At 61.8% G+C, this 23,830-nt stretch carries 19 protein-coding genes; 9 read left to right on the top strand and 10 right to left on the bottom strand.

All coding sequences use genetic code 11. The annotated features are described in order from the left end of the window. Positions 1 to 19: 19 nt before the first annotated feature. Both ACUZ9P_RS07240 and mobA read right to left on the bottom strand, forming a co-directional pair. The gene (locus ACUZ9P_RS07240; protein WP_449249207.1) at positions 20 to 1,717 is read right to left on the bottom strand and encodes an FmdE family protein; all 1,698 of its coding nucleotides are present in this window, start codon (positions 1,715 to 1,717) and stop codon (positions 20 to 22) included. Positions 1,718 to 1,902: 185 nt separating this feature from the next. Beyond that, positions 1,903 to 2,526, bottom strand: a complete 624-nt coding sequence (gene mobA / locus ACUZ9P_RS07235; RefSeq protein WP_449249206.1) for a molybdenum cofactor guanylyltransferase — start codon at positions 2,524 to 2,526, stop codon at positions 1,903 to 1,905. A 171-nt stretch (positions 2,527 to 2,697) separates the two neighbouring features. Here mobA and ACUZ9P_RS07230 point away from each other — a divergent pair, with 171 nt between their 5' ends. From ACUZ9P_RS07230 to ACUZ9P_RS07210, 5 genes are all read left to right on the top strand, one after another. After that, positions 2,698 to 3,279 carry a transglutaminase domain-containing protein gene (locus ACUZ9P_RS07230; RefSeq protein ID WP_449249205.1) on the top strand — a complete coding sequence of 194 codons (582 nt, stop codon included), beginning with the start codon at positions 2,698 to 2,700 and terminating at the stop codon, positions 3,277 to 3,279. Between the two features lie 227 nt (positions 3,280 to 3,506). Beyond that, on the top strand, positions 3,507 to 3,995 hold the full coding sequence (locus tag ACUZ9P_RS07225; RefSeq protein WP_291444004.1) for a CvpA family protein: 489 nt from the start codon (positions 3,507 to 3,509) through the stop codon (positions 3,993 to 3,995). A gap of 30 nt (positions 3,996 to 4,025) precedes the next feature. Further along, on the top strand, positions 4,026 to 4,826 hold the full coding sequence (gene mazG / locus ACUZ9P_RS07220; RefSeq protein ID WP_324836126.1) for a nucleoside triphosphate pyrophosphohydrolase: 801 nt from the start codon (positions 4,026 to 4,028) through the stop codon (positions 4,824 to 4,826). 11 nt (positions 4,827 to 4,837) lie between these two features. Then, positions 4,838 to 6,997, top strand: a complete 2,160-nt coding sequence (locus tag ACUZ9P_RS07215; protein WP_449249204.1) for a hypothetical protein — start codon at positions 4,838 to 4,840, stop codon at positions 6,995 to 6,997. Then, positions 6,994 to 9,114, top strand: coding sequence for an ArnT family glycosyltransferase (locus tag ACUZ9P_RS07210; RefSeq protein ID WP_449249203.1), 2,121 nt, complete (start codon positions 6,994 to 6,996; stop codon positions 9,112 to 9,114). Before ACUZ9P_RS07215 ends, ACUZ9P_RS07210 begins: the two co-directional genes overlap by 4 nt. Positions 9,115 to 9,402: 288 nt before the next feature. On the opposite strand, the gene ACUZ9P_RS07205 is transcribed toward ACUZ9P_RS07210, so the two are convergent. The 5 genes from ACUZ9P_RS07205 to ACUZ9P_RS07185 all read right to left on the bottom strand — a co-directional run bounded on the left by ACUZ9P_RS07205 (position 9,403) and on the right by ACUZ9P_RS07185 (position 15,163). Further along, positions 9,403 to 9,930: a serine/threonine protein phosphatase gene (locus tag ACUZ9P_RS07205; protein WP_449249202.1), complete on the bottom strand. Its 528-nt coding sequence runs from the start codon at positions 9,928 to 9,930 to the stop codon at positions 9,403 to 9,405. Further along, positions 9,931 to 10,914: a class II fructose-bisphosphatase gene (glpX, locus tag ACUZ9P_RS07200; protein WP_449249201.1), complete on the bottom strand. Its 984-nt coding sequence runs from the start codon at positions 10,912 to 10,914 to the stop codon at positions 9,931 to 9,933. Between the two features lie 149 nt (positions 10,915 to 11,063). Continuing rightward, positions 11,064 to 12,743 carry an NAD+ synthase gene (locus ACUZ9P_RS07195; RefSeq protein ID WP_449249200.1) on the bottom strand — a complete coding sequence of 560 codons (1,680 nt, stop codon included), beginning with the start codon at positions 12,741 to 12,743 and terminating at the stop codon, positions 11,064 to 11,066. A gap of 18 nt (positions 12,744 to 12,761) precedes the next feature. Further along, positions 12,762 to 14,636, bottom strand: a complete 1,875-nt coding sequence (locus ACUZ9P_RS07190; protein ID WP_449249199.1) for a UbiD family decarboxylase — start codon at positions 14,634 to 14,636, stop codon at positions 12,762 to 12,764. After that, positions 14,633 to 15,163, bottom strand: coding sequence for an NUDIX domain-containing protein (locus ACUZ9P_RS07185; RefSeq protein ID WP_449249198.1), 531 nt, complete (start codon positions 15,161 to 15,163; stop codon positions 14,633 to 14,635). Before ACUZ9P_RS07185 ends, ACUZ9P_RS07190 begins: the two co-directional genes overlap by 4 nt. Positions 15,164 to 15,318: 155 nt before the next feature. Here ACUZ9P_RS07185 and ACUZ9P_RS07180 point away from each other — a divergent pair, with 155 nt between their 5' ends. Further along, positions 15,319 to 15,897, top strand: coding sequence for a MarR family winged helix-turn-helix transcriptional regulator (locus ACUZ9P_RS07180; protein WP_449249197.1), 579 nt, complete (start codon positions 15,319 to 15,321; stop codon positions 15,895 to 15,897). Positions 15,898 to 15,915: 18 nt separating this feature from the next. Here ACUZ9P_RS07180 and ACUZ9P_RS07175 read toward each other — a convergent pair whose 3' ends face one another. Further along, on the bottom strand, positions 15,916 to 16,668 hold the full coding sequence (locus tag ACUZ9P_RS07175) for an L-threonylcarbamoyladenylate synthase (protein WP_449249196.1): 753 nt from the start codon (positions 16,666 to 16,668) through the stop codon (positions 15,916 to 15,918). On the opposite strand from ACUZ9P_RS07175, the gene ACUZ9P_RS07170 reads away from it, so the two are divergent. After that, positions 16,667 to 17,140, top strand: a complete 474-nt coding sequence (locus tag ACUZ9P_RS07170; RefSeq protein ID WP_298991924.1) for a 23S rRNA (pseudouridine(1915)-N(3))-methyltransferase RlmH — start codon at positions 16,667 to 16,669, stop codon at positions 17,138 to 17,140. The genes ACUZ9P_RS07175 and ACUZ9P_RS07170 overlap by 2 nt on opposite strands. 181 nt (positions 17,141 to 17,321) lie before the next feature. On the opposite strand, the gene ACUZ9P_RS07165 is transcribed toward ACUZ9P_RS07170, so the two are convergent. Both ACUZ9P_RS07165 and ACUZ9P_RS07160 read right to left on the bottom strand, forming a co-directional pair. Further along, positions 17,322 to 19,811: an STT3 domain-containing protein gene (locus ACUZ9P_RS07165; protein ID WP_449249194.1), complete on the bottom strand. Its 2,490-nt coding sequence runs from the start codon at positions 19,809 to 19,811 to the stop codon at positions 17,322 to 17,324. A gap of 120 nt (positions 19,812 to 19,931) precedes the next feature. Then, positions 19,932 to 20,627 (bottom strand): 16S rRNA (guanine(527)-N(7))-methyltransferase RsmG, encoded by a 696-nt coding sequence (locus ACUZ9P_RS07160; RefSeq protein ID WP_449250245.1) that lies wholly within the window; start codon positions 20,625 to 20,627, stop codon positions 19,932 to 19,934. Positions 20,628 to 20,832: 205 nt separating this feature from the next. Between ACUZ9P_RS07160 and ACUZ9P_RS07155 the strand changes: the two genes are divergently transcribed. Both ACUZ9P_RS07155 and argS read left to right on the top strand, forming a co-directional pair. Beyond that, positions 20,833 to 21,774 (top strand): ACP S-malonyltransferase, encoded by a 942-nt coding sequence (locus ACUZ9P_RS07155; RefSeq protein ID WP_449249193.1) that lies wholly within the window; start codon positions 20,833 to 20,835, stop codon positions 21,772 to 21,774. Positions 21,775 to 21,966: 192 nt separating this feature from the next. After that, positions 21,967 to 23,622, top strand: a complete 1,656-nt coding sequence (gene argS, locus ACUZ9P_RS07150) for an arginine--tRNA ligase (protein ID WP_449249192.1) — start codon at positions 21,967 to 21,969, stop codon at positions 23,620 to 23,622. The last annotated feature ends 208 nt before the right edge of the window (positions 23,623 to 23,830 follow it).

Genomic DNA, 23,830 nt, shown 5'->3' with positions numbered 1-23,830 from the left:
CCTTTGCACAAGATGCAAATTATTTACCGAACCAACACTTGGGATAGGTGCAGGTGTGGCATGCCAGGCAGTACCCGCCCTCACCCATGCGGGCAGCCTCGGCGCGGGTCAGGCCACGGCCTGCCAGCATGCGCGGCAGCACCAGATCAAGGAAGGTTGTTTTAAAATACAGGGCGCAGGCGGGCACGCCCAGCACCTGCATATCGCCCTGCGGGCCAGGGATGCGGCCCATGAGGCTCATGGTGCCGGGAAGGATGGGCACGCCGTGCAGCACGTCTGTCAGACCTGCTTCCACAAGGGCCTGGCGGGTCACATCGTCCGGGTCAACCGAAAGCCCGCCCGTGGTGATCAGCAGATCGGCCCCGGCCTCGCGCATGGCGGCCACGGAGGCCTGCATCATGGCTTTGTCGTCCGGCACAATGTCGGTACGCACCACGGTGCAGTCCAGCATGCTGACCTTGGCGGTGATGACAGGGATGAACTTGTCTTCAATAATCCCCTGAAAAACTTCGGTTCCGGTCACAAGAATGCCCACGCGGGCCTTGCGCAGGGGCAACACACGGAACAGAGGCCCGCCTTCCAGCGCTTCCAGCGCCTGGCCAAGCCGCTCGCGCGTAATGTGGAGCGGGATGGCGCGGGTGCCGCAAAGCGGGCCGCCCTGCTTGACCAGGGTTCCATCCTGACGCGAGGCCACCATGACCTCGGGCACCAGATTGAACCGCGTCATGCGCTCCACATCCACGCAGAAAAGTCCGTTACAGGCAGCCTTGAAGTCAATTTTGCCTTCATGGGGCGGCAGTTCGTAGGTAATGCCTTCGCCAGCCATGCGGCGCGCAAAAATTTCCGCAACTTCGTTTTCATGCACCAAGGCACGGGGATCATCAGGGGAGACCTGCGCGCTGACTGGGGCATCATCATCTGTAATGGCCACATGGAAGCGGCCCATCTGCTGCAAGCGGCAGATATCGCCCACAGAAATGCGCTGCCCGGCCTTGAATTCCGGCCCCTTGAACTGACCGGGATCAATGCGGGTCATGTCGTGGGCCACGGTTTTGCCCACGGCTTCTTCCACAGGCACAACACGAACGCCCGTTGCGGCCTTGTGGCGCTCTGCCGCAAGGGCCTGACAATCTTCCTTAAGCTCGCGCCGCGCCAGCACATAGGGGGCCTCGCCCTGACAGCCACGGCACACGGGGCCGTCTTCCACCGGGTAGGCCTCGCCGCACACGGGGCAGCATAAAATGCGTGTCATGTGCTTGTGGCCCATAAACCGCCGCTTGACCGTGATGGGTTCCACCTTGCAGATGCTGTCGCCTGCGGCTTCAATTTCTGATTCCAGCAGGGCAATATCCTGGTCTTTTTTAGCCTTTTCCTTAAAGAACCAAGCCTTGAGTTCTGGATAGGCAGCCATTTTTACCGGATCCAGGCTCACGCGCACGCCCTCGCCAGTGTGCTTGTCAAACAGCGACACCGCGTAGCGGCCAAGATTGTGAATCTTCATCCAGTTGTTGCCGATACTGCACAGGGTGAGCAACTGCACCGCGTCAGGCAGGCACTTGCCCGATTCGACCACGGCCTCAAACAGCGTGCCCTCGGGCAGATGGCGCTTCGCAAGCTCCACCATATAGCCGCCCACAAGCAGACCCGGAGCGGCATAGCCGTGAAAATTCTCTGCAAGGCGATGAAATTCCTTAAACGTGTAAGCCCCAATATCCATGTTTGCTCCAAATCACCGCAACGGGCTGAACAAAGTCATTGGTGCGGCTGTGTTTTCACGCGCGTTTTCTCCGCTCGCCCGGGCAGACGCGCAGCCGCGCCGGGTAGCAAATATTGGTTGGCGGCAGATATGCTTCCGCCGGATAATCACGATTACTTAGATGACCGTGAACTGGTAGAGAGAGACTAATGGGAAGCGTCCAGAATATCCAGCGCCCTTTGCAGGTCATCGGGGTGGTTCAGATTGAAAAATGGACGGGCTTCTTCCGGGCCATAGGGCAAACGGCACTGCCGTTCAAGCGGCACGACCCTGTTGAGCCTGCCGCCGTGAAAGGCAAGCGAATCTTCAAACCAGGGCAGCGCCGCTGTTTCGTATACGGCGGAAAGAGCCTCGGGTCTGCCGCTAACCGCATCTATATAGAGCGTGGCAAGGGTATCTGCCGGGGCTGCATCGCGGGCGGCAAGCAATTTGCGCAAGGTGGGCGCATCCATAAAGGGCATGTCGCAGGAAAGTACCAGCACGGCAGAAAATCCCTGCGCCTGCGCCGTGCGCAGGGCCGCGACCACCCCCGCTACGGGGCCGCAATCGTTTTTTTCATCAAAAATGCACCCATACCCGGCTCGGGGAAGGCCCGGCCTGCACGACACCCAGCACTGCGGCAGCAAGGAGACAAGCAGCGTGTGCGTACGGGCCAGCAGATCAGGATTGGCCGAGCCGTAGACCCGCAGCAGCGCCTTGTCGCGCCCCATGCGTAAAGAAAGCCCCCCCGCCAACACCACGCCCGCCACACGGCCCCGCAATGTATCCATCATGCCTCCTGCCCGGCCTGTTATTCCGCCCTGTGATGCTGCACGGTTGTGTTCTGCGCACAAAGGACAATGCGCTGTGGGGCTGAACGCTTTGGTCCTTTTGCACCCCGCACTCCCCTATGATAGGGTTTGGCGATGATGCACCAACAGTCCCCCGCACCGCAAGCCTGCATGAGCGAGTCGGAAATCATTGCTTTCCGCTCTGCACCAGTGCAGCGCAAGGCCGCCAGCCTTGCCGCAGACTGCGCATCTGAAATGGAACTCATTGAAAAAACTTTTGTATTTGTGCGCGATAGCATTGCGCACTCGGTGGATTGCGGCGGCACTGCTGTTACATGCAGCGCATCGGAAGTTCTGCATGTGGGGCAGGGCCTGTGTTATGCCAAGGCGCATCTTCTGGCGGCATTGCTGCGCGCCAACGGTATTGCCGCAGGGTTCTGCTACCAGTTGCTGGGTTTTGAAGACGAGCACGATCCCCACCGGGTGCTGCACGGCCTCAATGCCGTATGGATCAGCGAACGGCAGGTCTGGCAGAGGTTGGACGCGCGGGGCAACAAACCCGGCGTTGACGCGCAGTTCTTGCAAAACGGCCCGGAGCAACTGGCCTTTACCGTGCATCCGCAGTGCGGCGAGGTGGACTACCCCCATATTTTTGCAGAGCCGGACCCCGGCGTGATTCTGGCCCTGCGCAGCCACAGCAGTATTGCCCAACTGCTGCCCCGTCTGCCGCAACAGCTTGCCTGCCCTGTTTGACGCTCCGCCGCCCCGCAGATACTGCGCCCCCTGCGTGCAGCCTCCCGGTCATCCATGTTCCATACCGCAACTACACCAACAGCTTGCGGCCAATCTGCCCCCGAGGCACGTTGTGCCGCAGGCCAGCATCTGCTATGCTCTGCCCCGCCGCAGGTCAAAGGCCTCGGCGCGAAAGCCTTCCCGGCAACGGCCCGCCACGCGGGCAATACAGCCGCAACGGAGAACGCATGGGTCAGGATATTTTCGACCTTATCATAGTGCTTATACTGGTATTTTTTGGCACGCGGGGCTTTATCCACGGTTTTGTGGGCGAAGTTGCCGGGCTTATTTCGCTGCTGGGCGGCTTCTGGGCCGCGCACCATTACCACCCGCTGCTTGCACCGCGCCTTACGCTCATCACTGATCCCTCATGGCGCATCATTGCGGCATACGTGCTCATTTTTCTGGGGGTCATCATTTCGGTGGCCATCATTGCGCGCATCCTGCAAAAAATACTTTCCTTCTCCTTTGTGTCATGGGCAGACAAACTGGCTGGCGGCATGCTTGGTCTTGCCAAGGGCGTCCTGCTCTGCTCGCTGGCCCTGCTGTTTCTGCAAAAATTTTTCGCAGGCGCGCCCTTTATGCAGCATTCGCGCGCACTGCCCTACTTCAACGCGCTCATGACCCAGGTACACGGCTGGCTGCCGCCTGACCTCACCGCCCGCCTGGGCATTTAACTGCCAGAATTACCAAGGAAATACGCCATCATGGAAAAGACCGCCCTCGAAGAATTGCAGCTCATCATAGACAAGCTCACCGCTCCCGATGGCTGCCCCTGGGACAAGGAACAGACCCCCGAAAGCCTTGCCGAATACGTTATTGAAGAAAGCCATGAGCTTGTGAGCGCCATCCGCTCCGGCAATGTGGCCGACATCCGCGAAGAACTGGGCGATGTGGCCTTTTTGCTGCTTTTTGTGGCGCGCCTGTACGAAAAGCAGGGGCAGTTCAACCTTGACGATGCCCTCAACAACAACAGGGCCAAGATGATCCGCCGCCACCCCCATGTGTTCAGCAACACGGTTTTTGACAGCCTTGAAGAACAGCTCAAAGCCTGGGAAAAAATCAAGCGTGCCGAGCATACTGATGACGAAGGAAAGCCCAAGGGCCTGTTTGACAGCCTGCCCGAGAGCCTGCCCCCGCTTGCCAAGGCCTACCGCATCAATTCCAAAGCGGCCCGCGTGGGCTTTACCTGGCAGGAAGATGAAGAGGTGGAACAGCAGGTGGAAGCCGAATGGCTGGAATGGCTGGACGCCTCCGCTGGCGGCGATCAGGATGCCCAGAAGCACGAACTGGGCGATTTGCTGTTCAGCATTGCAGAGCTTGGCCGCCGCAAGGGCATCAAGGCCAGCGAAGCGCTGGACTACGCCAACCGGCGCTTCCTCAAACGTTTTGCCCGCATGGAAGAAATCGCCCGCGAGCAGAACATTGATTTTTCGGCCCTGACCCTTGATGAAAAGGACGAGCTGTGGAACACAGCCAAGGCCGAGGAAACCGCGGCAAAGGCCTGACGGTCGCAACCATGCGTGCCCAACCATTGCGAAAGAATCTGCGGCGGCCCGTACCGCTGACCGCCTGGCTTGCGGCCCGGCTGCCCCTGCTGGCCGTGCTTGTGGCGGCTCTTGTGGTCGGCCTGTGCCTTGCGGCCTGCACAAAGCACAGCGGGACGGCAACGTCCCTGCGCCGCGAGCAGCCTACAGGGAACGCATCTCTGCTGCCGCGCGCGGATCCGGGGTATCTGCAATGGCTTGAGCGCCAGTCCATGCTCGGCTCCACCCAGGAGCTGACAGGGCAGGTTTCCGGCACTGATCTTATCTGGCGCAACAGCGCCTCGGCACGGCGTGTGCCCCTGCTGCTTACCGCCGCGCCCAACTGGTTTGACGTGAACCCGCACAACCTTGGTGCGGGGCAACCAGCCCTGCGGGCGCTGGCCCAACCCGGCGTGGACGCTTTTTGGGCGCAAGCGGGCTTTGGCGGGCTTTTCCTGGCTCCCTTGGGCGAAAAGGGCGACATCTGGAGTGCCCATGCGGCTTCCGCACTGCCTGACGCCGCATCAGAGGCGGGCGACAACGTCACCGCCCTGCGGCCAGACCCTTCGCTGGGCACTGGCGAGGATTTTTCGCGGCTGACTGCAAAGCTTGATCAGACGCAGATGCAGATGGGCGGCGAACTGCCCCCCGCCGCCACAGGACTGGGGCCAGATTTTATTCTTCAAGCTCGCCGGGCCTCGCGCTTTGACGGCCTGTATGCCATGATGTCTGTGCCGCAGAAAGACTGGGATATTTTGCCAGCCACCGCTGGCGAATGGGACTGCCTGCCCTTGCGCCAGAACGCTGTGGCGGAATTGCGTAAACGTGGAGTCGTTCCTGATCAGTTACGGCGCGACACTCTTGACTGGGCAACCCCCGGCGGATGGGCCGTCACCGGCGAAGTGCGCGGCGCGGATGGTCAGGTGAGGCGCTGGGTCTACCGCTACAGCGGCAATGCCCTGCGGCCCGTGCTGCTGTGGCAGGACCCTTCCGGTCAGGCTCGACGGGTGTTTTCCGCCGCCGTTATCCAGCACACTGGCTTGCAGCAGCAAACGCTTGCGGGCATCAGGCTGGAGGCCCTCATGGGGCTTGACGCGCAGGTGGACGGCCAGAGCGGGGGCAGAACAGACCCTTCGGCTCTGGTTCCGGGCCTTGAAGCTTTGGAATCCCTGGCGGGCGAGGTGCACCGCTACGGTGGATGGGCCGTGCAGGACGATGTGCTGCCACCTTCGCTGACCAAGGCGGTGCTTGCCACAGCCGTAGATTTCAGCCGCGACAGCATCACCCCGGCAGCAGCCGCATATGCCCTGCTGAGCGGCGATGCCGCGCCCCTGGGCGCACTGCTCAAAGCCTCGCTCGCGGCGGGCGTTGACCACAGCCGCCTTGCGCGTGGACTGCGGGACAGGCAATATGTTGACTGGCGTCCCCTGCTGGATCTGCCGGACGGTCAGGCTCTTGTGCGCCGCGCGCAATCCCTTGCCAAGGGCGCGCCAGAGGCCTCGGGTCTGCCCGTCACCCAGGCGGAACTTGCCGCGCGTGCCATTGGGCTTGACGCTGCCAGTGCCGTGCGCCCCGACCACGCGCAAGCTATGGAATCCGCCTGCCAGCTCCTGCTGGGCTGGCGCATCGGCTTGCCGGGTCTGACTTTTTTAAGCCCGCAGGATATTACGGGCGCACTGGGGCTGCCGCAGGGGTCGGGCAAGGGCGCGTCCAGCGCTGGCAGCGGGCCCCTGTGGGGTGCCACAAACCTGCCCGGCGGGCAAAGCCCCGCCCCATTGGCCTTTGGCCCGCTGGACATGCAGTGGAGCCGGGAAACAAGTTTTGCCAGGCAGATTGCCCGCCTGTTGCAGGCCAGACGCGCCACCGGGCTTGCCTCTGGCCGCCTCGTGCAGGTGGTGAACGGCCCTGCAGGCTGCGTGGCGACCCTGAGCTCCTTGCCGGGCGGTGGCTACTGGCTGCTGGCGGCTAATTTTTCAGACCGTAAACAACACCTTGCCTGCCCTCTGCCCGCCGGCGCGCAAGGCCCTGCGCGTGATGTGCTGAACGGCCAGAACCTGCCCACGGGGCGCGCCGTAGAAATTGACCTCGATGCCCGCCAGGCGCGACATATCCTGCTTGGCGAGCCGAAAACGCATGAAGGAGCGATGCCATGACCCAGAACAGCGCCCAGAATCCCGAAGACCAGGCTGCCTGTCAGTCTGGGGGCCAGCAGACCAGCGCGGAAGGGGCACACGCCCAGTCCGAAACGCAAGCTGCCAAGGCAGTTTCCCAGCCAGCTGCACCGGCTCCCGAACCTGCGGGCACGGCCAAGGCCGCTGCGAGCGCCGCAGCCGCCGCACCTCAGGCCGAAGGCGCAGCCCCCAAGGCTTCCCGCCCGGTGACGATCTCGGCCAAGGGATTCAGGGGGATGTTCGGCAACTCCGGCAAGGAAGGCAAACCCGCTGCCTCCGCAAAACCGGCAGAATCCGCTCCTCAGTCAGCCGCTCCCGGTTTTGCCGACAATATTTTTGACGCAGCCAGCGTTGTTGGGCCGCTTGCCCTCTTGCTCATCATGCTGGCCCAGGCCTGGCCCGCCCTTATGGGACACAGCCTGTACTGCCCGCGCGAGGCCGCAGGCATTCTGGCCTTTACCCAAACCGCGCAAAGCGGCATGTGGCTTGCCCCGGCTGGCGACGGTCTTTCGCAATGGCCCGTATTTTTCTGGTTTTTGCGCGGCATTGAAGCCCTGCTCGCCAAGGCCGCGCCGCAGTTTGCCCATCTGCTCTTTCCCCTGGCCGCGATGACCGGAACCCTGATCTGCCTTGTGGCTGTGTGGGTTCTTGGCCGCGTTGCAGGGCTTGACCGCCGGGCCGCGCTGGCTGGCGGCATGCTGCTGCTCTGCGCGCCCATCTTTGCGCCGCTCTCCACCTTTACCGGGCCGGAAGCTTTGGCCGCAGCCGTGACCCTGCTTTCCCTCGCCTGCCTTTGCCACGGCTGGCAACAGCCGGACACGACCATCACCCTGCCTCTGGGTTTTGCATTGGCGGCTTTGGCTGGCCTGACGGGCGGCCTTTTTAACCTGTTGCTACCAGTGCTTGCCAGCCTGGCCTTTCTGCTCTGGCGTTGCGGATTCCGCCGCGCCCAAAAGGCGGACGGGCTCGTGGGTTTTGTACTCATGCTGGGCATGGTCGGTTGCTGGCTTGCTGTTGTCATGCTCTGGCATCAGCCGGAGGGATACCTCAAAAACCTTGGCACCCAGCTTGTGACCTGGCCCATCACCAAGGCCACATGGTGGAAGCCTCTGGCCTTTGCGGCTCTGGGCCTGCTGCCCTGGCTGGCCGTCATCTGCGGTGTTTCCTGGGCGCGTGTGCTGCGCACAGCCCCGGCTGATCTGGCCGCCTCCCGCAACGAAAAAGCCGGAATGGCCTTTTTGTGGATAGCCCTTGTGTTCGCCTGCCTGCTGAGCATTTTTGCTGCCGACATGGTAGGAGCTGCCGTGTGCACGGCCTGCCTTGCCGCCCTCCTGCTGGGCAAGGCTCTGCTGCGCCTGCCAGTTGCCGGAGCCAAACTGTTCTACATCATCGCGGCCCTGTGCCTGCTGCACGCCAGTATGGCCCTGGTGGCCGCAGGTTTTGGCTACACGCTTGACTGGCTTGGCAAGTTCTTCCACTTTACGCTTACCGAAAGCCAGCGCACCGCCGTGCTTGGCCTCAAGGCCCTGCCCGTGCTTGGCGGCATAGGCATTGTGGCTGCGGTACTGCTTGCCCGTCTGGTGCGCCGTGGCGCACACGGCGGCACCAGCGGTTCGCTCGTGCTGTGCGCAATCATTGCTGTTGTTCTGGCCCAGCCCGCATCGCTCATGCTCATGCCGCAACTGGAAAAAACGCCTGAAGCGCAGGTAAAGAGCCTGAGCACCATCCTGGCTCCTGCGCCAGAAGCTCCCGCCGCAGCACCTGCCGAGGCCCCCAAACTTGAACCCGCCACCCCGGCAATCGCGCCTGAATCCGCGCCTGCCGCTCCGGCTGAAAAGCCCGCGCCTGTGCAGGAACCTGCGGCTGCCCCTGCCGCCGCGCAGCCTGCGGAAGCGTCTGCTCCCCAAACAATGGCACCTGCGGTTCCGGCTGCTCCGACTGAAGCCCCAGCAACAGCGCCTGCGCCGACGCCTGCCGATGCAGCCAAGGAACTCGCCAAGGAAGTGGTCAAAGAGTCCGCCCCCGTTACGCCAGCGGAACAGACCCCTGCGGCGCAACCTGAGCAACCCAAGGAAGCGCCCAAGGCTCCTGCTAACTAGCCAGAGAAACACAGATCAGCTCGGCGCAGACCGCGCTCACAATACCAAGGCCCCTCCCACGAGGGGCTTTTTTTCGCCATATGTCAGTTCAGAACGTTCCCCAGTGGGAGGGCATGCACCTGCGGCTACCCCTGTATAAGAACGTCTCAGCTTCGCCGCTTTACCTCCGTTTGCAGACAAGGAGCGTTGCTGACCAACTACCCGCCAATAAAAAAGGCCCCGGAATCAACCGGAGCCTTTCATCGATCATTTGTCTGCGCCCGCACTGCGGGCCTCTGAAAAGCAGCCCTATTTGTTTATGGGCGGCACATCTCCACCAGCTTTGAGCATGGTGCCAAGGTGACGCCGCGCAAGGGCAAGCTCGCCTTCTGAAACTTCGGGCATATCCTTGGAGCGCGCGCCGCTCATGTCGTTGCCTTCTTCCACAATGGAAAGAGCAGCTGCCATGCGGCCCATGACGCAGAAAAAGCGCACCGGGTTCCAGTTATGCGCCTGCACCCAGGCCGCGGCATTGGGCGAATAGAGAAAATCCGCCTTGTTGTTGCGCATGATGGGGTGGGCTTCTTCATTATTGCCCTTGGCCCAGGCCCGGAACTGCGGCAGAAGTTCAAGAAAGTCCAGCAGTTCCTTGTCTGTCACCGGGGGCTGTTTTTCATACACGTTAACGCTTGCGCTGGAACTTGGGGCAGGCTGCTCCACCTTTTTCTTGGCAGCAGGAGCCTGTGCGGCCTCGGCCATGCCGGGGGCAACAACCACCAGCGGCAGGGCCAGCACCAATGCCGCAAAAACACCGCAGAGAGATGAAATTTTATTCATTCAATACCGAACCGCGCTAAATTTCGAGAGTCTGTCCATATTATGGTAAGACTCCACATATCGCAGGGTGCCGGTTTTGCCGCGCAAAACCAGCGAGTGGGTAACGGCGTACTTGGCACTGTAGCGCACGCCTCTCAAAAAATCACCGCCGGAAATACCCGTGGCGGCAAAAAAACAGTCGTCGCTGCGCACCAGATCATGCACAGTGAGCACTTCACGCACGTCAATGCCCGCTTCAGTGATGGCTTCTTTTTCCACATACGACTGGGGGTCCAGACGGGCCAGAATCTGCCCGCCCATGCCCTTGATGGCGCAGGCAGACAACACGCCCTCGGGGGTGCCGCCCGTACCCATCATGATATCAACCTCGGAACGTGGATCAACAGCCATGAGCGCGCCGGCCACGTCGCCATCGGTTTGCAACTGAATGCGCGCGCCGGCCTGGCGAATTTCCGTAATAAGCTTTTCGTGACGGGGCTTGTCGAGCACAAAGACCACAAGGTCCTGCACGCTCTTGCCCATGGCCTTGGCCACGTTGGACAGATTGACATTTACCGGCGCATCGAGGTCAACCACATCGCGGGCCTCGCGGGGCACCACCAGCTTCTGCATGTAATAGCTGGGGCCGGGGTTGAACATGCTGCCGCTCTGCGCAACACCCACAACCGAAATGGCATTGGGGCGGCCATAAGCCAGCAGATTGGTGCCTTCCACAGGGTCAACGGCCACGTCAAGGCTGGGGCCGCAGCCCTTGCCCACCTTTTCGCCGTTAAAGAGCATGGGGGCATTGTCTTTTTCGCCCTCGCCGATAATGACCTTGCCATCAATACTGAGGGTGGCGAAGCTGACGCGCATGGCGTCAACGGCGGCGCCGTCACCGGCTTCCTTGTCTCCCCGACCGAGCCAGCGGGCCGATGCAAGGGCCGCAGCCTCGGTAATGCGAACAATGTCCAGAGCCAGATTTTTCTCCGGTGCTTCCGCCATGATATCCTCCACTCAGATCAGCGTTGTGCAACACACTGCTCTTACCCCAGTGCGTTGCGGGCTTCAAGGAAAAACCCCGCCCTTCGGGATGGACCATGCGGCAACTCTTTTGCCGCACAGCCCTTTTCCATACTTCTTTTTTATACAGCCTATTTATTGGGCGAGCTGAAACGCCCGGCAACGGGCGTCTGCCAGCCGCCGCCAAAGGGCATGCGGCTCATGTAAAGCGACAACGGCTCCTGACGGCGCTTGAATTCAGCCCTGAACAGCTTGTCGCGCACTTCCATGTGCGCTGCTGAAAGCGGGCCGGATTCCGCCTCCGCAGGCTGCAACAGATCTTCAAGAATCGGATCCAGATCTTCATAGGGCAACAGGCTGTCCGAATCTTTCTGACCGGGGCGCAGCTCCGCAGAAGGAGCCTTGGTGAAAATTTCATCGGGGATGATCTCCGCCCCACGATGGGCGTTGTACCAGCGGCCAACAGCGTACACCTGGGTCTTGGTCAGGTCACCGATAACGGCCAGCGCGCCCACGGAATCGCCGTAAAGGGTGCAGTAGCCCATGGCCCCCTCGCTCTTGTTGCCCGTATTGAGCACAAGGGCGTTGGCCCTGTTGGCCAGCGAGGTGATGAGCGTGCCGCGTATGCGGGCCTGCACGTTCTCAAAGGTCACGTCGCCGGGCTTTTCTTCAAATAGGTCAAGGCCGGGCTTGAGCGCGGCGGCAAAAGCATCCATAAGCGGGCCAATGGGCAAGGTCACCGTGGTGATACCCAGATTTTCCGCCAGCTTTGCGGCGTCCGTCAGCGAACCCTCGCTGCTGTGGGGCGAGGGCAGGAGCACACCGGTGACGTTTTGCGCGCCAAGAGCCTCCACCGCCACACTGCACACCAGAGCGGAATCCATGCCTCCGGAAATGGCTACGATGCCTTTCTCCACCCCGCACTTGCGCACAAAGTCCCGTGTGCCGAGCACAAGGGCGCGCCAGTAATCTTCTTCAACGCAGGCGGCCAACGGTTCCGGGGTTTTAACAGCACCCTGCCCGCGCGCAGTGTCCACCACGAGCACGTCTTCCTCAAAGGCTTTGCCCCGGGCAAGCAACTGCCCTGTGGGATCAAAAACCAGGCTCTGCCCGTTATACACGCGACTGTCGTTGCCGCCCACCATGTTCACCGAAAACATATGCACATGATGCCGGGCCGCCACGTGCGAAAGCAGGTGTTCGTCCGTTTCCTGCGCGCCCACGCTAAAGGGCGCCGCGGCCATGTGTACAAGCGCGTCCACGCCGCGCTGCACCAGTTCCATCAGCGGATTATGACCGCTGGCGTAACGGGTTTTCCAGAACGAAGCGTCTTCGCTCTGGGCATCTTCGCAGAGCACAACGCCGATGCGCCAGCCGCCCATGGTGACAATGCCGCACGAAATGCCACGGTCAAAATAGCGGGCGTCCTCGTCTGTGGATTCGGCCACGCTGTTCTGGCCCTGATTTTGATACACCTTGCGCGAAATAACCTGCCAGCCGCCATTTTCAACCAACACTGCCGCGTTGGAAAGCAGGCCCGAGGCATACACGCTGGGCACAGGCGCACCCACCAGCACAGAAGGGCCATCCTTGAGTTCGGCGGCCATGATATCCAGAGCCTTGAGGCAACCCGCCGCAAAACCCTGAGCGCAGAGGTAGTGGCCGGGGGCCACGCCGCAAAGCGCCAGCTCCGGCGTAACGCACAGGTTTGCCCCTGCTGCGCCTGCCTGACGGGCGGTGCTGATGATACGTTCCAGATTTCCGGCCACGTCGCCGGTAACGGTATTGCACTGCAATAGGGCGATTTTCATGCCGATGCCTCCCCCAGGTTACAAGTAGTTATGTAAGGGGCCGCCCGGCGCTGCCAGGGCTTCCACCTTGCGTATGACCGCCGGTTCCTCTTCCAGTGGGGGGGCATGGAAGGGCTTCAGGCGTGCGTCGATGACCAGCGGCGCTTCGCACGACCAGTGCCTGGCCCGTGTGGCGGCATGAGCGCCATACACGTCTGTGGCCGGGTCTGACCGGGTAAAGGCCACCCACAAAAAATTATCCAGATTTGCGGCGCAAAAGTCCGCATCGTCCGCCACTATCGCAAGCGGGAAGGCCTCGCGCCCCGGCCATTGGGCCAGAGCCTGCGCAAGCGCTTCCATCTGCGGATCGGGCTGGCTGCGATCAAGGGCATGCCTCGGCCCGCCAATGGCAACAAGGCCGGGGCCGCACACGCGTACCGGGCCAAAGCCCTCCGGCAGAGGCGGCAGGTCTGCGGCAGGGCCGGAAAGTTCGCACCCAAGCTCCCGCCGCTTTTTACCGGCAGAGGCCCACACAAGCTTGGAGCCTTCGTTAAGTGCGCTGCCCGTGTAGTCCAGCGTATCATTGGTACTGCGGGTGATGAAGTGCAGATCGCGCGAAAAATCAGCCCGCTCCAGCAAATGCCGCAAAAAGGCGGGCACATCGCGGGCGGTGAGGCCCGGCGCGTCTTCATGCGCCACAAGAAAAACATACTTTGCCAGGGCCGTCTGGGTGGTCCCGAGCAGATGCAGGCCCGCAGTGATCAGTTCGCGCGGGCGGCGCTCGTCTTCATAGGGCGTATAACGTTCGCTGCCCACGGCCAGCAGCAGCGGATGCACCCCGGCTGCGTCCACGGCATGCACGTCGCACACGCCCTGAAAAACCTGCGGCACCAGCGGCCCTGTGAGTTCGTGGATAAAGTCGCCAAAGACCGTATCTTCCTGCGGCGGGCGGCCCACGGCGGTAAAGGGCCAGATGGCCCCCTTACGGTGATAGACGGCGTCCACCTTGAGCACGGGGAAATCATGCGCGAGGCTGTAATAACCCACATGGTCGCCAAAGGGGCCTTCGGGCTTGCACTGGGGCAGCACGTGCCCGCTGATGCAAAAATCCGCCTGCGCGAGCACCGGCAGGGGCAGACCCGGCACTGCGGCCATCTCTGTGCGCCTGCCGCCGAGCAATCCGGCAAAGCGCAGTTCAGAAAGCCCTTCGGGCAAGGGCATGACCGCAGCCACGGTGAGGCTGGGCGGCCCGCCCACATAAATATGCACGGGCAGGGGTTTGCCCATTTCCAGCGCACGGGCGTGGTGCGCTCCTATGCCCCGGTGGATCTGGTAGTGCAGGCCTACTTCATCCGCCGCGTACTCGTTGCCACCAAGCTGCACACGGTACATGCCGAGGTTGGAGGCGTCCGCACCGGGCTTGGCGGGGTCTTCGCTGTACACCAAAGGCAGGGTAATGAAAGGGCCGCCGTCCATGGGCCAGCAGACAAGCTGGGGCAGGTCGGCCAGTTTGCACTGGCATTCCAGCACCGGGGCCGCTGCCGCCGCCTGCTCCGCGCGCACCCGGCTCACACTCGGCAGCATGTTCAGCAGACCGGGCACAGCCTTGAGCGACTGTAGGGGATGTTTCATGGCTGCTGCGGGGTCGGCCTTGGCGCCCAGCACAGCCTCCACCGCAGGCAGGCTGCGCCGAAAAATAAAATGCAGGCGCTCACGCGTGCCAAAAAGATTGGAGAGCATGGGAAAGGGCGTGCCCTTGACCCGCGTAAACAGCAGGGCCGGAGCCTTGGCGCGAAAGGCGCGCCGCTGGATGGCGGCCAGTTCCAGATGCGGATCGACCTCGGCGTCAATGCGCACCAGATGACCATGGGCCTCAAGATCGGCAACGCATTCCTGAAGATTGCGATAACTCATGAATGCGTCCCTTCCCCGCAGGTTCCGGCTGCTCCGGCAACCGCGTCAAATGATGGCTGTATGCCGGCAAGCAAACGCTCACCAGCCAGCATGGCCTTGAAATCTGCCAGAATCTGCGCATGGTCAAAGACCAGCGGCTGCGGCAGTGCATCCAGAGGATAAAAGGCCGCATGGGCCGCATCGTCCCCGGCGCACAAGGCTTCGGGATTGCGCGGCCTGCCTGTAAAAGCCACGGTCAGCGTGTGCTGGCGGGGGTCACGGTCAGGCCTGGAATACACGCCCAAAAGCCCGGTCAGCTCCACGTCCAGCCCGGTTTCTTCACGCATTTCGCGCACTGCGGCGGTTTCCGCGCATTCGCCCTCTTCAATAAAACCGCCGGGCAGGGCAAAGCCCACGGGTTCGTTGGCGCGGCTGATGATGACCACCCCGCGATCAGGCGAATAGATAACCACATCCGCCGTGGGCGTGGGATTTTTATAGCTGGAATACGACTTGCCGCAATGCGGGCAGATAACCTGGCGTTTCATGCGTTCTCCGTATGGTTCGCGCCATTGCGCGCAACTGCCGCATACTAAGCCAGCATGCCCCGCGCCGCAAGCGCTGGGAGCAAATGCCGCCAAGCTGTCAAATACTGCCCCGCGCGACAATTGACAAAAAAGTATGGAAGCCATACCAAAACACCATGAAAAATGACTGCCATAAAAAAACCGCTGTTGAACTGCGTATCCAGAAATCCATGGTCAAAACACTGGGGCATGCTGCCGCCCACTCTACGCGCAGCGCGCCGGTCAGCATCTCCTTGCTGGGCATAGTGACCCGGTTTTATGAGCTTGAGCGCCAGTGCAGCAAATTCGGCACCGATGTGGACATCCACCTGGCGGAAATCCACACAATCATGGCCATCCACAACAATGAAGGCATCCATGTGGGTGGACTGGCCGAACTGCTGGGCGTTACCAAGGGCAGCGTTTCTGAGCTGTTGCGCAGGCTGGAGCGCAAGGGCCTGGCCTACAAGGCCAAGGATCCGCTTAAAATGACCCGCCTCAATGTTTTTTTGACGGAAAAGGGCAAAATTGCCAGCAGCCACCATCTGGGTTTTCACGCGCAGCTGGACGAGCTGGTGGACAAGGCTATGGGCAGCCGTTCGTCGGAGGAAGTGAAAAGTATCGTGAGCTTTCTGAATGAAATCCTGACCAGGCTGACTGAGGCGGACGTCAAGGATGACCTGCCGCAGCAACAAAAATCTGAAGCGGAAGCCTGAACCGCCACGCTGGACAGATCAGACCAGAGCAAAACCTGCGGCCTCAAGGGCGGTGGCACTCACAGCCCCGGCCCGCACTATCCGCAGCCGCCCTGCCCCGCCAGCCCCGCCGCTCAGCGGCTCCACCACGGTTGAGGGCAAGCCGCCAGCGGGCAGCGGCCCGCCAAGAGCCAATGGCAGGGAAACTTCTGCTTTTGCAGCCTGCGCCGCGCACCCCGCAGGGCACGGTATGCCCTGCGTCATGCTGCGCAATGCTTCCAGCAGGGCCGGATCAAGCTTGTCTGGAGAGCATACGGGCGCACCGCCGCTGAGGTTGGCGCTGCTAGCCGTAAGCGCGCCGCCTGCCTGCTCCGCCAGTTGCGCAGCCAGTGGATGCGGCGTCACGCGCACCGCCGCAAGCCCCTGCCCGTTGACCAGTGCCGGGGGCAAACAGGAGCGCGCGGGCAGCAAAACCGTGAGCGGGCCGGGCCAAAAGGCCAAAAGCCCCTTGGGCATGGCGGCAAGTTCCGCCACGGCATCCACCTGCGCCGCATGCGCCGCCAGCAGGGGCAAGGGTTTGTGGACGGGCCGATGCTTCAACTGATACACCCTTGCCACGGCTTCCGCGTTGGCGGCAAGGCAGCCCAGCCCATAGAACGTCTCCGTAGGAAACACGAGCACGCCGCCGTTACGCAAAAAACGCGCCGCAGCCGCAAGCTCCATCCCGGCATCCGGGCTGATACTGCATTCAGACGCGCCATCCGCCATATTTAACGAAACATGAGAAGACATGACTGGCAAACCCTTGAAATACATAAGTGTGGGCAAACTGAAAACGCCGTTCTGGAAGGATGCCGCAGCCCACTACACCACGCGCATCACCCGCTGGCGCAAGCTGGACATAACCGAAGTGCGCGACGGCGATTCCGCCCTGCCGCAAGATCAGCGCAACGCCCTTGAAGGACGCCGAATCATTGAGGCCCTCGACCCGCAGGACATAGCGCTCGTTCTTGACGAACACGGCCAGCACCTCACCTCGCCCCAGCTGGCAGATATGCTGCGCCAGATGGATCACGACGCCCGAGGCAGAGCCTGCTTTATTGTGGGCGGCGCGTGGGGGCTGGATGAAGCCGTGCGCCAGCGCGCCAGCCGCTGCATCAGCCTTTCGCACATGACCCTGCCCCACGAACTGGCCAGAGTGGTTCTGCTTGAGCAGCTTTACCGGGCGGAATGCATCCTGCGCAAGGTTCCGTACCACCACTAGATGTCTGTCTCTAACTGCTTCTTTTGTCCAACGGGCTGCGTCAAAAGGTTATTTTTACTCCAGTCATGTACCGTAAGAGTACACTTCTTTCGCAAAAAAACCTTTTTCCTTGCCCTTGGCGCAAAATCATCCAGTTAGACTGCCCTTGATTGCACATGCGGCGGCCCGCAAACGCAACCACCTACAGAACTTCGTAAATTCTGGCGAACACGTTGTCGTACACCAGCTTGAAATAGGGCGAAACGCGCGGATCCTGCGGGTCGCCCACCAAAAGCTGCACCATCAGCGAATTGTACAAACCCGCATCCATGGCAAGCTTTTCGTCCGTTACGCGGTTGAAAAAAAAGTTGATGTTGCGGCGCTTGGAAAGAAATTCGTGCTGTTCTTCGGGCGTTGCCGAGGGATGCGCGTCAAACCAGTCCTGAATATAGTTGCGACGCGTCACGCCAGTCTCTTCAAACACGCTGATGGACGAGGCATAAATGGCGCTGCTGTTGCCCTCAAGCCGCACCTCGCCCGAATCGAGCTTGTAGGCAAGGGCCTGCGGCACAATGGAAAGCGCCCCGCCTTCGCCCGCACGGGTAACAAAATTCCAGTTGCCGAAATTGCTTATCCAGAAACCAAGCCGCAGCATTTCAAAGCTCACCACCACATAGAGCCGCCCCTTGGTTTCAATGAGCGGGGTCTCGGGCGAGCGCAGCTTGTCCATAAGGGCCTGCGCGCCTTCACCGTCCAGACCTTCAAACACATTGCCCGGCTCATTGCCGCACTGGGCCGTATAGCGGATGATCTGGCGCGCAAAGCGCGGATTGTCTGTGGCAAAAACCGCTGCGGGCAGATAGAGGGACGGCCCTGCATGCTGCGCTCCATCAGCAATGGTCTGCCGCTGGGCAAAGTGGTTGGCGGCATAGCCCCAATCCCACCACAGCCAGAGCATGGCATCGGGCGGGGTCATGGCCTTGGCGCGCAAAAGGGCTTCTGCATGGCGGCGGTTGATGATTGGCCCCTGCGACATGGCCGGGATCATATCGGCAAAGGGAGCTACCAGCAGGGCCAGCAGCACGCCGCTGGTCAGGATACCCGCCACAGCGCCGCGCAAATCCACGCGCAGCAGTCTTTGCAGCAGCCAGTAAAAGGGCAAGGTCAGCCCAATGGCCATGATGGGTGCGCCAAACATGACCATGCGGCCCCCCATCTTGACGCTCAGAATACCCAGCCCTGCCAGCGGCAGCAAAAAGAGCGCACCTGGGCGGCGTATCGCTACCAGGGCAAAACCCAGCAGACCAAGCACCGCGGCTTCCATCCAGGGATGGAAGTAGGGAAAAATCTCGATGATGCCCAGATCCTGCACTTCAATGATGGACTGCGCCACCGAGGGGTATTCCAGCGAAAGCCCGCCGCCAGTGCTCTTCACATCACCCGTATGTTTCACATAGGCATTGATGTGGTTCACAATGGACGTAAGAATTTCGCCCTGAAGCATCAAAATGCCCACGCCCGCCAGCAGAAGGGCCAGCAGCCAGGGGCGGCACAGCAGGCGGCGCAGGCGGTAGCCTGTCCTTGTGCCAGCAGCCAGCAGCAGGAAACTGAAGCTGAGGCCCCACGGCCCCGCCAGCGTAGGCAGGGCGTAGGCCATGCTGCCCAGAAGCAGCAGGGCGCGCCGCCCGCGCGGGGCCATCACCATGCTCATAAAGGCCAGCAAGGCCACATTGTAGCGGATCAGGTACGGAAAAACAGAATGCCATTCCTGCGTCCACCACGAAACGACGCCGGAACAGCCAAGCAGCACAACCCATTGCCAGCGCAGGGGATTGCCCATGTGCTCCGCCTGTTTGAGGCGCGGCGTCCAGTGGCCCTCGGGCTGATTGCGGGAAAAAAGGCGGCGCACGTTCATCACGCCGGAAGTCATGGAAAGACGACGCAGTACCATACCCGGCAGCAGCATATAGCGCATGGCCCAACTGGCCGGGGCAAGGGTCATGAGCAGGGGAAAGAACAGGGTTACGAGGTCGGTATCGTAAAATCCCAGCAGGGTGCGGGCCAGAAAACCCGGCGCAATGGATGTGAGTATGCCTGCGGCAACGCCAGCTTCAATGCTGCCCAGCGCCCACACCCAGGCAAAGGCGATAACAGCCACAAAGCTCGCCAGCAAGGCAGGGAACCAAAAGGCCACGGCAGCGGGAGAAGTGCCCACAAGGTCGGACATGGCCTTGAGCATCACAGACATGGGATGCCCCACGGCAAGGCCGAAATCTTCCGCCCCGGCCACCCATGTATAGGCATCATGCGTGGCCAGAAGCCACTCGTTGCCAAGTCGGTATTCCGGATTTTGCCAGCAGGGCCATTCCAGCATGCGAAGGGCAAAGGCAAGGGCAAGCGTCACCAGCCCCCAGAACAGCCCCCGTGCCCAATACCGCCCGGAAGGCAGCGAGCGTTTGCCGCTGTGCAACCCTGCGCCGCCAGTGGGCAACAGAACCCCGCCGTGCGCGGCATGTGAGGCGGCGGGCTGCTTCGCACAGGCTGACTCCGCAGCAGGCAGCTCTTCAGATTCGAGGTGCGGCTGCCCAGTGCGCCGGGTTTCGTCTGCATCGTTTCCGGCAGGCGCGGCGCTGGCAGAGGCTTGGGCTGCGGGGTGCATGGCGTTCTCCGTAAGGATCATGGTCCTGTTCATACTGGCATGCAGATGGCGACAAAAAGTCCTGTGCGGCGGCTCTTGGGCCATTCACGCGCATAACAAGGTCTGCGCGGTTCACCACAGAGCTTTTCGCCAGAACATTCAGGTATACGTACTTTAGCCAGCCCGATGCGTTGCGGCATCATAGGTCAGCCGCTCGGCCCCTGCGCTGGGGGCAAGCGCCCAGAACCAGCGCCCGTGCCCGCCTACAACATAAGAGAGCTGCTCCACCAGACGCCAGGGCGCTGGCAGCTCGCTGGGGGCTGGCTCGAGCGCCAGCACGACCAGCACTCCGTTATCGTGCAGCCTGGGGCTGGCGAGGTCAAGCAGTTGCCGCCAGGGCATGAAGGCGCGGCTCAGAATGCAGTCCGCCTTATAATACTGACCCTGAAAAAAATGCTCCACCGGCCCTCTGAAAATATGGGTGGAGGGCAACTGAAGGCGGGAAAGTACACTGGAGATGAACAGGGCGCGCTTTTCGCGCACTTCTATCATATAGTATGCGCCGCGCGTCCAGGCCATGCGCAGGGGAATGCCCGGCAGGCCTGCGCCCGCGCCAAGATCCCAGCACAGGGGAGCTTCGGGCAGATTGAGCTTGTCCAGAAAGCTGGCCAGATGAAAACTGTCCAACGCCAGCCGGGTAAGCATATCCTGCCAGGTGTGCGGGCCGACCAGGTTCATGGCCTTGTTCCACTGGCAAAGCATTTCAAGATATTCCGCCAGCGGCTCCAGAGCCGATTGCGGCACTTCCGCGCCCGAGGCCGCAGCCAGACGCGCCAATTCCTTTCTGTCAACCGATTGTCGCTGCATGATCCTTTCCTACGCTTGTTCGCCCGTTGCGGGCCTTTCCGGCGTTTCTGCCGGGTTCACTGTCATATCCCCGCAGACCGGGACTTGCAAGCCCTGCGCCGATAACGTAAAAAAGAGGGCTTGCGCGCAATGCGCACCCTAAACGAACCCAAGGCCGCAAGGCCACGCCAATGCGCGCACGTGCGCGCCACTGGAGGATAAACCCCGCATGACACAAGCCGTTTTGCTCTTTCCCGGCCAGGGCTCGCAAGAGTCGGGCATGGGCCGCGATCTGGCCGAGGCTTCTTCTGACGCCATGAACCTCTGGAAGCAGGCCGAGCGCATCAGTGGCCTGCCCCTGCGCGAAATTTACTGGGAAGGCGATGATGCCGCCATGAGCGACACCCGCGCCCTCCAGCCCGCCCTCACAGTGGTGAACCTGAACCTCTGGAGCGCGGTTGCCGCGCGCGCCAACGTGTGCGGCGCAGCCGGGCACAGCCTTGGCGAGTTCAGCGCCATGGCCGCCGCTGGCGTGCTTTCTGCCGAGAGCGCCCTTGAGCTTACAGCCCTGCGTGGCCGCCTCATGGCTGAGGCCGATCCCGACGGCAAGGGCGGCATGGCCGCTCTGCTCAAGCTGGATCAGCCCGCCATTGAAGAAATTGTGGCCGAAACCGTTGCCCAGTGCGGCGAACTGTTGCTGGTGGCCAACTACAACACCCCCGGCCAGCTTGTTATCAGCGGGGCCAAGGCCGCCGTGGCTCTGGCCTGCCAGAAGGCCAAGGAGCGCAGGGGCCGTGGCCTTGAACTCAAGGTCAGCGGCGCGTTCCACAGTCCCATGATGGCCGAGGCCAACAAAGAACTCACCCCCCTGCTGCGCAAGGCCGTGTGGAGCAAGCCCAGGTTCCCCGTATACTGCAATGCCCACGGCAAGGCCGTGACAGATGGCGAAAGCGCCCGCGAAAGCCTGCTTGTGCAGATGACATCCTCCGTGCAGTGGATAGACACCGTGCGCAACCAGTATGCCGACGGCGCGCGCCGCTGGCTGGAGCTTGGCCCCAAGGCCGTGCTCGGCAAGATGGTGGCCCCCTGCCTTGCAGGAACTGCCACGGCGGAAGACCTTGCCATTGAGCTCGTTAACAACGCCGAAACAGCGGCGGCCTTTGCAGGATAGATTTTTGCGGAGGAAGGCCTTTCACGCGGACGGCCTTCCCCGCCTTGCCTGAAACTTTTTCTTCATGCGTCTCCGTGCGGTACTGCCGCAACCGGCCTGCGCATGGACCTGAAACGGGGTTCCCGGCGGCAGTGCCCCGGGCCGCCCGAGGCGTAAAGCCGCAACCGTTGCACAATAAAGGACACCAGCACTATGCGCGCCATTGACACCCTGCGCACGGCCCTCAAGGCCATTATTGAAGAAGAAGGCCTTGCCTGGCCCGTCAAAACCGTTATTGAACCGCCCCGCGACCCCAAGCACGGCGATCTTTCCGTCAACTCCGCCATGTTGCTCGCCAAGGAAGCCAAGGCCAACCCCCGCGAGCTGGCGCAGAAATTCGCCCAGAAGCTTGTGGAGCGCTGCCCCGATGTGTCCCATGCCGAAGCCGCCGGCCCCGGATTCTGCAACGTGACCTTCACGCAGGATTTCTGGCGCGCCACCGTGGCGGACATTGAAGCCGCGGGCAAGGAATACGGCAAGAGCACAGGCGGCGCAGGCAAAAAAGTGCTGCTGGAATATGTTTCCGCCAATCCCACCGGCCCCCTGCATGTGGGCCACGGGCGCGGCGCTGCCGTGGGCGACAGCCTTGCCCGCCTGCTGCGCGTGGCTGGTTATGACGTTAACACCGAATACTACATCAATGATGCCGGTCGCCAGATGCGCCTGCTGGGCCTTTCTGTGTGGCTGCGCGCCAAGGAACTGGCCGGAAAGCCCGTCACCTGGCCCGAAGACTACTACAAGGGCGACTATATCATCGACATCGCCCGCGAAATGCTGGATGCCAACCCCGCCCTCGTGGAACTGCCCGACGCCAAAGGCCAGGACGTGTGCTACGACAAGGCCATGAACGACATCCTGAACGGCATCAAGGACGACCTCAACGAATTCCGCGTGGAGCACCAGCGCTGGTTCTCTGAAAAAACCCTTGTGGAAGGCGGGGCCGTTGCCGCGGCTTTTGACGCGCTTGATTCCGCCGGGTATACGTATGAGAAAGACAATGCCTACTGGTTTGCCACCGAAAATCTGGGCGACGACAAAAACCGCGTGCTGCGCAAGTCGGACGGCAGCCTGACCTACTTTGCCTCCGACATCGCCTACCATCACGACAAATTTCAGCGCGGCTACGACTGGCTCATTGATATCTGGGGCGCGGATCACCACGGCTACATCCCCCGCATGCGCGCGGCCATCACGGCCATGGGCAAAACGCAGGACAGCTTTGACGTGGTGCTCATCCAGCTGGTGAACCTGCTGCGCGAGGGCCAGCCCGTGAGCATGTCCACCCGCGCGGGCACCTTTGAAACCCTGGCCGATGTCATCAAGGAAGTGGGCGTTGACGCGGCGCGCTTCATGTTTCTTTCGCGCAAGAGCGACAGCCCGCTGGACTTTGACCTTGAGCTTGCCAAGCAGCGCAGCCTCGACAACCCGGTGTACTATGTGCAGTACGCCCACGCGCGCATCTGCGCCGTGCTGCGCCGGGCTGAGGAACGCGGCTTCGTGCTGCCCGCCAAGGCCGATGCGGAGCTGCTGCACGGGCTGGATACGCCCGAAGACATGGCCCTGCTGCGCAAGGCCGCCACGTTTGAAGACATGCTGGCCTCCGCCGCCAAATCGCTTGGCGTCCACCACGTGAGCACCTACCTCACGGAACTGGCCGGACAGCTGCACAGCTACTATGCCAAACATCAGGTGCTGCTGGCCGATGACGCGCCCCGCACCCTGGCCCGTCTTGCCCTCCTGCGTTCCATCGGTCAGGTGCTGCGCAACGGTCTGGACGTGCTTGGCGTGAGCGCCCCGGAAAGCATGTAACATTCGTATAAACTGGATTTTGAACTGCTCTCGAACGGAAACAGCGTCGGTTCGATCCTGCCAGATGGCTCCTGTGGGGCCACTCCCGCAGAACCATCCCCGCTGTTTGCATAAACGTCGAATATTCGGCGTGCGACAAATCTGCTCTGTGCCTGTTACCGTTAAGGCGCGTTTTGGACGAGGCCTTGCGTGTGCTCTGCCTGCCCCG

The sequence above is a fragment of the Desulfovibrio intestinivivus genome (genome assembly GCF_053570665.1).
This window is presented reverse-complemented; position numbering and strand designations above follow the sequence as displayed.